9 protein-coding genes and 1 pseudogene are annotated in these 9,847 nt (G+C 32.1%); 8 read left to right on the top strand and 2 right to left on the bottom strand.

Features of this window, described 5'->3' with window-relative positions:
• The first annotated feature begins 75 nt into the window (after positions 1 to 75).
• The 5 genes and pseudogenes from arsD to J0J33_RS10860 all read left to right on the top strand — a co-directional run bounded on the left by arsD (position 76) and on the right by J0J33_RS10860 (position 5,213).
• Positions 76 to 510, top strand: a complete 435-nt coding sequence (gene arsD, locus J0J33_RS10235; protein WP_206887786.1) for an arsenite efflux transporter metallochaperone ArsD — start codon at positions 76 to 78, stop codon at positions 508 to 510.
• 14 nt (positions 511 to 524) lie between these two features.
• Positions 525 to 2,240 carry an arsenical pump-driving ATPase gene (arsA, locus tag J0J33_RS10230; protein WP_206887785.1) on the top strand — a complete coding sequence of 572 codons (1,716 nt, stop codon included), beginning with the start codon at positions 525 to 527 and terminating at the stop codon, positions 2,238 to 2,240.
• 17 nt (positions 2,241 to 2,257) lie between these two features.
• Entirely contained in the window at positions 2,258 to 3,919 is a 1,662-nt protein-coding gene (locus tag J0J33_RS10225) for an FAD-dependent oxidoreductase (protein ID WP_206887783.1), read from the top strand.
• Between the two features lie 14 nt (positions 3,920 to 3,933).
• Positions 3,934 to 4,989: an ACR3 family arsenite efflux transporter gene (gene arsB / locus J0J33_RS10220; protein ID WP_206887780.1), complete on the top strand. Its 1,056-nt coding sequence runs from the start codon at positions 3,934 to 3,936 to the stop codon at positions 4,987 to 4,989.
• Between the two features lie 21 nt (positions 4,990 to 5,010).
• Positions 5,011 to 5,213: pseudogene (locus J0J33_RS10860) on the top strand (hypothetical protein).
• Positions 5,214 to 5,846: 633 nt separating this feature from the next.
• On the opposite strand, the gene J0J33_RS10215 reads toward J0J33_RS10860, so the two are convergent.
• Entirely contained in the window at positions 5,847 to 6,413 is a 567-nt protein-coding gene (locus tag J0J33_RS10215) for a TMEM175 family protein (protein ID WP_206921731.1), read from the bottom strand.
• A gap of 309 nt (positions 6,414 to 6,722) precedes the next feature.
• Here J0J33_RS10215 and J0J33_RS10210 point away from each other — a divergent pair, with 309 nt between their 5' ends.
• Positions 6,723 to 6,905: a hypothetical protein gene (locus tag J0J33_RS10210; protein ID WP_206921830.1), complete on the top strand. Its 183-nt coding sequence runs from the start codon at positions 6,723 to 6,725 to the stop codon at positions 6,903 to 6,905.
• Between the two features lie 27 nt (positions 6,906 to 6,932).
• Here J0J33_RS10210 and J0J33_RS10205 read toward each other — a convergent pair.
• Positions 6,933 to 8,077, bottom strand: a protein-coding gene (locus J0J33_RS10205) for an IS3 family transposase (RefSeq protein WP_206889150.1) whose coding sequence is annotated in 2 segments (ribosomal slippage) — positions 6,933 to 7,846 and positions 7,846 to 8,077 — 1,146 coding nt in all. Because the reading frame shifts where the segments join, the coding sequence is not laid out codon by codon here.
• A gap of 210 nt (positions 8,078 to 8,287) precedes the next feature.
• On the opposite strand from J0J33_RS10205, the gene J0J33_RS10200 reads away from it, so the two are divergent.
• Positions 8,288 to 8,506 carry a hypothetical protein gene (locus J0J33_RS10200; RefSeq protein ID WP_206887778.1) on the top strand — a complete coding sequence of 73 codons (219 nt, stop codon included), beginning with the start codon at positions 8,288 to 8,290 and terminating at the stop codon, positions 8,504 to 8,506.
• 60 nt (positions 8,507 to 8,566) lie between these two features.
• Positions 8,567 to 9,766: a site-specific integrase gene (locus J0J33_RS10195; protein WP_206887775.1), complete on the top strand. Its 1,200-nt coding sequence runs from the start codon at positions 8,567 to 8,569 to the stop codon at positions 9,764 to 9,766.
• Positions 9,767 to 9,847 lie beyond the last annotated feature (81 nt).

Genomic DNA, 9,847 nt, shown 5'->3' with positions numbered 1-9,847 from the left:
GATGAAGAGACTTGTGTATGTGGAACAGGAAAAAATGGCTGTTCTTGTAGCAAATAAAGAAGGGAATAAACTAAAATGCAAAAAATTGAAATATTTGAACCAGCAATGTGTTGTTCTACAGGAGTATGTGGTCCGTCAGTTGATTCAGAGTTATTACGTATCACAAATTTGATGGATAGTTTAAAAGATAATAAAGAAATCAAAGCATATCGCTATAATTTGACAAGTAATCCTCAAGTGTTTGTTGTCAATGAAACTATTTTGAACCTCCTTCAAAGCAAAGGTAATGAAATACTACCTGTAACTATGGTAGATGGTACAGTGATAAAAACTGGTAGCTATCCAACAATTACAGAACTTCAAGCACACTGTGAAACTCTTGATGAAGTAGAGAATAACACTTGTTGCGATAGCACAGAAGGTTGTTGTGCTGTTGATGAAAAAAAAGAGGTAGAAGTTAAAACACAAACTAAAGGTTCTTGTTGTGGTGGAAATACAGGATGTTGTTAATTGAGGAGGAATAAATGAAGTTATATAATCCAAAAAATATAGGTTTAACAAAATATCTCTTTTTTACTGGTAAAGGTGGAGTTGGTAAAACAACTTCTGCATGTGCAACAGCCGCTAATCTCGCAGATTCAGGAAAAAAAGTAATTCTTGTAAGTACTGATCCTGCTTCAAATCTTCAAGATGTTTTTCAAACAGAATTAACAAATAAACCAAAAGTAATTGATCAAATTCCAAATTTAAAAGTTGCTAATTTTGACCCTGTCACAGCTGCCAACGATTATAAAGAAAGTATTGTAGGTCCTTATAGAGGAGTTCTTCCAGATTCTGCAGTTGAAAATATGGAAGAACAATTATCTGGCTCTTGTACAGTAGAAATTGCTGCATTCAATGAGTTTGCAGGATTTCTAACTGATAAGTCAGTTGAGAGCGAGTACGACTATGTTGTTTTTGATACAGCTCCAACAGGTCACACTTTAAGGATGCTTGCCTTACCTTCTGCGTGGTCTAATTATTTAGATGAAAATGATACAGGAGTTTCTTGCTTAGGTCAACTTTCTGGTCTAGGTGATAAAAAAGATAGCTATGAACAGGCTGTGAAAACATTATCTGACGGTACTTTAACTTCCTTAATGCTTGTCACTCGTCCACAAAAAGCAGCAATTCAAGAGGCAAGTAGAGCTTCAAAAGAACTCTCTGATTTAGGTATCCATAATCAAAAATTAATCATCAATGGTTTGTTAGATAGTGCAGACGATGAAATTTCAGAAATTATTTATAATCAACAAAGAAATGATTTGGATAACCTACCTCAAGAATTAAAAGACTACGAACTGCTTTATATACCATTACGACCATATAATGTCACTGGTTTAGATAAAATACGCGTACTTCTATCTGAAAAACAGCCAGAGATTGCATTAACAAATTCAAACTCTATAGATTATCCAGATATATCCGATATTATTAATGATTTTGTTAAGACGGATAAGAAAATAATTTTTACAATGGGTAAAGGTGGAGTTGGTAAAACAACAATTGCAATTAAAATAGCACAAGCATTGAAAGAACGTGGAAAAAAAGTTCATCTAGCAACGACAGACCCTGCAGACCATCTTAATTTTTATTTAGGTGATACCTCAGGCTTATCTCTTAGTCATATTGATGAAGAGAAAGAGCTTCGAGAATACAAAGAAGAAGTATTAGCTAAAGCACGAGAAACTATGTCAGGGGATGATTTTGATTATGTCAAAGAAGATTTAGAATCACCTTGTACACAAGAAATCGCTGTATTCCGTGCTTTTGCAGAAATTGTAGAAAAAGCTGATGATGAAATTGTTGTTATCGATACCGCACCGACAGGTCATACATTACTACTTTTAGAATCTACTCAGAGTTATGCTAAAGAAGTGGAAAGAACAAGCGGTGAAGTTCCCGAAGCAATTCAGAAACTGCTCCCTCGTTTACAAAATCCTGATGAAACAGAAGTTCTTATGGTCACATTGCCTGAGACAACTCCTGTTTATGAATCTATGAGACTTGCTGATGATTTAGATAGAGCAAATATTGCTCATACTTGGTGGTTAGTTAACCAAAGTATGGTCGCGACTCATACCACGAATGCTGTTTTGAAAGCTAGAGCTTCAAATGAAATCGAATGGATTGAAAAGGTTGCTAAGCTTTCTGATAATAAATATGCTGTTGAAAAATGGCAACCAGACTTTGAAAAATAGGGAAATGGAATATTTTTATGAAAATAATTATTATTGGATCAGTCGCTTCTGGAACTAGTGTAGCTGCTAAAGCACGTCGAAACACAGAAAGTGCAGAGATAACTCTTTATGATAAAGATACTGATATTTCATATGCTGTATGTGGGATTCCATATGCAATTGGTGGAGAAATAGCAGATTTTGAAGAGTTAACACCACGTGATGCAAAGTGGTTTAAAAAACGTTATAACGTTGATATACACACCTCACATGAAGTATTAAGTATTAATCACTCTACAAAAACACTAACAGTTAAAAATCTATTATCTGGAGAAGTATTTGAAGATAACTATGATATTTTAGTTTTTGCTACAGGGGCAACGTATCGTACCCCTAATGTATTTGCAGGTAAACATTTCGAAAACGTTTTTCAAGTTAGAAACATTAATAGCGGAAAAGAAATCAAGTCCTTTATAGAAAACAAAAAGCCCATGACTGCTGCAGTTGTAGGGGCAGGATATATAGGTCTTGAAGTTGCTGAACAACTAAAGGAACGTGGAATTGAAGTTACAATTCTTCAACGTGGTAAACATCCTATGTCACATTTAGACTGGGATATATCTATTCGTATTGAAGACGAAATGATAAAACAAGGTATTGATTTCCGCTCTGAAGAAACAATACAAACCTTGATTGGTGAAACTCAACTTGATGAAGCAATCACTAGCAAGGGAACAAAACTATCTGCAGATATGTATATATTAGCAACTGGTGTCCAACCTAATGTATCTCTGGCTCAGTCCATTGGAGTAAAAATTGGAGAAACAGGGGCTATTGCTACAGATAATACACTTCAAACAAATATACCTGATGTATACGCAGTGGGTGATGCAGCTGAGAGCTTCCACATTATTACCGGAAAGCCTACCTATCGTCCTTTAGCTTCTACCGCAAATAAGATGGGTAGAGTTGCTGGAGACGCTATGACAGGCGGCCCACTTCGTTTTCAAGGTATTTTAGGAACTGGTATTTTGCGTTTCTTTGATTTAACAATTGCTCAAACTGGATTAACAGAAAAAGAAGCCTTAGCTGAAGGTTATGAAGTTGCAGTACTCTTTAATATTAAGCCAGATAAACCAGACTATATGCACGGTAAAGAAATGGTTATTAAGGCAGTGGCTGATAAGCTCACTCATCGTATTTTGGGTGTACAAATTATTGGTCCTCAAGGAGTTGATAAAAGAATTGATGTTTTTGCTTCAACAATAACTTTAGGAGTTACTGCAGAAGATTTATTCCACATGGACTTAGCTTATGCACCACCATTTTCTACTACAAAAGACCCAGTAGCATATACAGGTATGGCATTAACCAATGCACTCACAACAGCTCCACTTATTACTCCGGATGACTTAATGGAACTTCAAAAAAACAATGAAAATATTACAATTATTGATACTCGAGCTCCAAAAAGTTTTGAAAAAAATCATGTACCTAATGCTATTAACATACCATTAGCAGAGCTCCGAGAAAAGGCTTCAACACTTGATAAAAATAAGAAAACAATTGTTTATTGTAATAAAGGAGTGACAGGCAACGCTTCTCAGAACGTATTGAGAAATGAAGGGTTTAAAGAAGTTTATAACTTATCAGGTGGAAATAAGAATTATCAAGAGTTGGCAAAGAAACAACAAAATTAGGAGAAAAGTAAAAAATGAATCAAGTAACTAAGAAGCTCTCATTCTTAGATCGTTATCTCACATTATGGATTTTTGTAGCGATGGCTGTTGGTGTAGCTTTGGGCTATTTTGTACCGAGCGTTGCAACAACAATTAACGACTTATCAATCGGTACTACATCTATACCTATTGCTATCGGTTTAATTCTCATGATGTATCCTCCATTGGCAAAAGTGAAATATGGAGAAATGGGGAAAGTATTTAAAGACTGGAAAGTACTTTTACTTTCTCTTATTCAAAACTGGATTATTGGTCCAGTATTGATGTTTGTCCTTGCAATTGTATTTTTACAAGGTTATCCTAGCTACATGGTTGGTTTAATTATGATAGGACTTGCTCGTTGTATTGCTATGGTTCTTGTTTGGACAGACTTAGCACATGGAGATAGCGAGTATACGGCAGGGCTTGTAGCTTTCAACTCTCTTTTCCAAGTATTCTTTTATTCTATCTTTGCATATTTCTTTGTCACTTTGCTGCCAAAATGGTTGGGATTAGGAGATTATGCCGTACATATCACAATTGGTGAAATAGCAACTTCAGTGTTTATTTACCTAGGGATTCCTTTCATTGCAGGAATTATTTCCCACTTTGGATTGATAAAACTTAAGGGTAAAACATGGTTTGAAGAAAAATTTATTCCCAAAGTAAGTCGTCTTACATTGATTGCTCTTTTATTTACAATTATCATTATGTTTGCAGTAAAAGGAGATAAAGTAGTAGAATTACCACTTGATGTAGTAAGAATTGCTACTCCCCTTCTTTTATACTTTGTCTTGATGTTCTTTATATCTTTCTTTATGTCTAAGAAAATGGGAGCAAGCTATCCAGTAGCAACATCTCTTTCCTTTACAGCAGGAAGCAATAACTTTGAGCTTGCGATTGCTGTAGCTGTTGGTGTGTTTGGGATTAATTCAGGCGAAGCTTTTGCTGCTGTAATTGGTCCTCTCGTGGAAGTTCCAGTTATGATTGCTTTGGTTAATGTTGCACTTAAAATGAAAAACAAATACTTTAAAGATAAAGAAAAATTTTAAGTGTAGATGGAGGACTTTAAAATGAAATTCAAGTTTAAATCTCTTCTTCATTTGAAGAAAAATCATTACCCAATTTTACAGGTGAGAATAACGGATATAACATTATAAAAGAATTTAATAATATGGATGAAGCAATTAAGCATGTATCCGAAAATTATGGATTTTTAAAAACCGAAGATGAACTTCATTCATTTGTGGTGAGAAGTATTTCTGAGGTTGAATGAAGTTATATAAAATCAAAAGTTGTTAGGAGTTTCTAACGACTTTTTACTTTGTGAATTCAATCAACTATTGCGCTAGTCGGTAGTTTTAATAATAATCTTTTATGATATAATAAGTATCTGTTCTTATAGGTAAGTCCCTGGATTCTGGGGGGCTTTTTAATTTATTATTTCCTATTGAGACTTTTAATGTGAGATAAGGTTACTATTTTCTGTTAATATAGACCTTTATCTGAAAAAGAAGAATTATTCTAGTAGATAAGGGTCTTTGAAATAGGAAATCTAAAACTAACCAAAAAACTAACCAAGAAAGTAAAATAGTGTGTATATAAATTTATATAATAAAGAATTGCTGTGCAGTGATATATATAGCAATTTTTTATTATGTAAATTAAAGTAGAAGTAATAGCAAAAGATATTAAAAAACCTTAGTATAATACTAGATTTTTTTATGTTTTATAAAGACTTATTCTTCTGTTTTCGCTTATTGCATTACAATAAAAAATCTTAAATATTGTATTAGCAAGATACTTTCATGACCTAATCGATGTGTAAATTTTACATATATTATTTTTTTTACTACTAGTAAAAAACTTTGATAATTGAACTATATAGTTAGAATATAGAAACTAGTTTTTATCTAAATATTTCTTCTACTTTTTTATCGGGAACTACCCATAATGAAAAAACAATAATAGAACCAATCAACATAATGATAGGGGCAATGAAGTAACCTAAAGCAATGCTAATAATATTTAAAATAACACTAACGATGTTCTTTTTTAATGTTGCATTGTCACTTCGTATTCTTTTGTTTATTTTTAAAAGGTATTTTGTTAAAAAATAATAAATTAAATTCGCAAAAGAAAATAGAAGAACATAGCATAACTCAGGAATAAAAGAATTGGGATAAAGAGAAACCCAATTAGAAAATATAGGTACTAAAGATAATATGAAAATGAAAAATATATTTATCCATAATACTTTACTATCAATTTTTTGGATACTTTGTAATAGATGATGATGATTAACCCAGTAGATGGCTAGTATTATAAAGCTTATAAAATATACTGCTAGATGTGGTAGTATTTCTTTTAAAGCATTCCATGTATCTGAAGTGGGACGAGTTAATTCTAAAACTAAAATTGTCATGATAATGGCAATTACAGCATCTGTAAATGCCTCTAAACGTACTTTACTCATTTATTTTCTACTCTCTATATTGTGAAATTTTTCTACTTAATTTTAGAAATAAAATAATACTTTATTGCGTATAAAGGGTTGTTAAATTAAACTTATTCTAACAAATTATATTATACATTGCCAATGAATTAGGACTTATTTCTATAGATATTTGATTAAAAATAGTAGATTATATAATATTATAAAGCAACGTATTCGTATGATATACTATTTTTGTATTAAGGTATATAATAAAAACTGAATAATAAAATAAGCTAGTCAATAATCCTATTTTAAAAATAGATATTAAATCTTTTGAAAGGGTATCAAATGGAAATTAAAGCGTTAGAAAAAAATGTTAGTCTAGAATTACAACTTTTAGATCATTTGCAACAAGAAGGGGAGTGGAGAAGTACAGAAGAACTTGCAAGCCTTCTTAAAATAAACACAAAAAAAACTGGTAGTTTAATTACTCATCTTACTCATAAAATAAAAACTCTTAATTTGGACTAATGTCAAATTTGTAGACAGAAAAAAGTGTTAATTGATTGAATTAAAGTAATTTTCTTCTTTCTGATTAGGAGTGAGTCCAAGATTAGCCGAATGTGGGTTGTAATTGTTATAAAAATTCTCAATATATTCAAAGCAATCTAATTGAACCTGTTTCATATTTTGATAATTTTTTCGGTTGATTTGTCTATGCTTCAAATACTTGAAAAATGCTTCAGTAACGGCATTATCATAAGGATATCCAGGCTTAGAAAAAGAATGCATGATATTATTGTCATCAATTATTTTTCTAAATTCAATGGCCTTAAATTGTGAACCTTGGTCAGAATGGAAGAGAAGTGTTCCTTCAATCTTTCTTTTATTAAGTGCTAATTCTAGAGTGTCACATGCTAACTTTGCATCGATACGATGACTGAGTTTCCAAGCAATACATTTTCTAGAGTAGAGATCAAGTATAGCGCAGAGATAGACATGTTTCTTATATCCGATAGAAATATAGGTGAAGTCTGTTGTCCATACTTGATTTGGTTGGTCAGGATTAAATTCTTGCTTGAGTAAGTTCTGAGGGTACGTTTTTTGAACTTCTTTAAGTGAGCGTTTTGGCTTAACGGTTGCCATTTTAGGGAGCGCCATATTCTTCATGAGACGGTAAATTCTTCCTTCAGAGATTTTTGTATCATAGTCTCTTTGAAGAATGACCTTGATAGACTTCACACCAAGTCTTTTGTTTGCTTTGGTATAAATTTGAAGTATTTGTTTTCTATAAATTTGATTATCCAGTTCTCTTTTTGAGGGCTTATGTTTTAAAAATTTATAGTAAGTAGAACGATTGACATGTAAAACACGACACAAGGTTGTTGTGGCGTGTTCAAAGCGTAACCGATAGACAGCGAGGAGTCTTACTTTAAGTTTTGCATGAATATGGCACTTGCTTTTTTTAAGATGAGGTTCTCCTCTTCAAGCTGTGCATTACGTTTTTGTAGGTCTTGTATTTGTTTGGCAGTAAGTACAGAATTATCTTCGAGTTTAACTTGAGAATACTGTTTGATCCATTTAGAAAGTGCTGTTTGAGATACACCATAGTCTTTACAGAGTTCAGACTGAGTTTTTCCAGTTTGATAAAGATTGACAAGGGATTGTTTGAATTCTTCATCGTAGCGTTTAGATTTTGACATAGGATGTCCTTTCGTTTTCATGTCTTTTAAAACAGATTATAACACATAAAGTTCTGTCTACTTTTATAGTATACATCCAGAAATTTATTATCAAAAGGGATAAGGAGGGGAAAGTTGTAAGACAAGAATTATAAGTAGTTAAAGTAAAATCGGTGAATATGAAGGGTGGGAGAAATCTCGCCCTTGTTTTTTTGTATATAGGGGGGAAGGATGAGTAGAACAGAAATAACCGTGGATAAGAAGATGATTGATGCTGAAGGTATTTCAAACTTTTATTCTATAAAGGTTTCGACCGCTAGAAATAAAATTTGCGAAATGAAAAAAGATAAACGATTCATGCAAGGGGATTATTTTAGAATGAGCGGACGTGTATGGTTTCCAGCATTTGACGAATTTTTAAAAATAAAAGACGAGGAAAAATACAGATAAAAATGATATAATAAGTATGATTTTTATTCTGCACTTTTCCCAAAAGAAAAGGTAGGCAATATGAAAGTTGAAGATATAAAAGTAGGAAGTTTATGGTCTGAATCTCGGAAAAACAAGTTTCTCTGGCGTATGAGATACTTTAATATAGTTACAAAATCTGAGGATAAAGTTTCTGTAACTTTGACATCTAATTCAAATCAAGCTAAAACAAAAGCTAGAAAAATATTGTTAACAAAGGCTAAGCGAAAAATTGAACAAAGTGAATTAAATATATTAAATTCTAGTTTAAATATTAATTCTTTAACTTTTTCTTCTGTGGCTAATTTATGGTTAAATGACTGTAGTAAAAGGCTAAAGCCATCGACCTTAAATAATAGGAGAAAACAAATAAAGCGTTTCGTTGATGAATTTGGAGACCAGGAAATATCACAACTTACAACTTTCCAAATTCAGATATTTTTTAATAGTTTGAATTTAAAATCAGGTACAGTAAAAGGTTATTTTTTAACTTGTAAGTCTATTTTTGATTTTGCAAAGAGAATGGAAATTATTTCTAAAGATCCTACATTGAATGTGAAATTAAGTCTTTCCAAAAAAACTTTGGAAGATATAAAAAAGCAGAATCGAAAACTGTTTACAGTGGAAGATTTAGCTAAGGTCTTAAATAGGATGAGAGAATCTGAAAATCCTCGTACGTACTTTATAGCTCTAACTATTGAATTTCTATTTTTGACTGGTTTAAGATACTGTGAATTAGCGGCGTTAAAAGAAGAAAATTATGACCGCACAAGACGTATAATTAAAGTGGAAACTAACTTAGATTATACTAAGGGTGTGACGAAACATACTCATACCACGACTAAAACATTATCTTCTTATAGGGAAGTTGATCTCAATGATAGAGCGGTCGAAATTATCGAAGAGTATCTGAAAGCTAATCATGACAGTACTTATGTGGGTTATGAAAATCATGGATACATTTTTTGTACTCGTTCAGGTCAACCACATAATATTGGTCATCTAAATCGATCTTTTAAATATTATGGACAAGAAACGGGGCTAGATAAGCAATTCTCTTGCCATTGTATGCGCCACTCTCATATTTCATTATTAGCAGAAATGGGAATAAACCAAAAAGTGGTGATGCAAAGAGTTGGTCACGCAACATCCACTATTACCAATAATATATATACTCATGTCACACCTAATATGTCTAAAGAATTAAACCAAAAAATGAATAGAATTAACAAAATTTCTTAAGCAATTTGGTGGGCAAAAAAAGTGGGCAAAAATGAAAGAAAAATAGTGATAATTAATGATATTATTATCGAAAATAAAATA

This window comes from Lactococcus sp. LG1267 (assembly GCF_017309545.1).
Taxonomy (GTDB): domain Bacteria; phylum Bacillota; class Bacilli; order Lactobacillales; family Streptococcaceae; genus Lactococcus; species Lactococcus petauri.
This window is presented reverse-complemented; position numbering and strand designations above follow the sequence as displayed.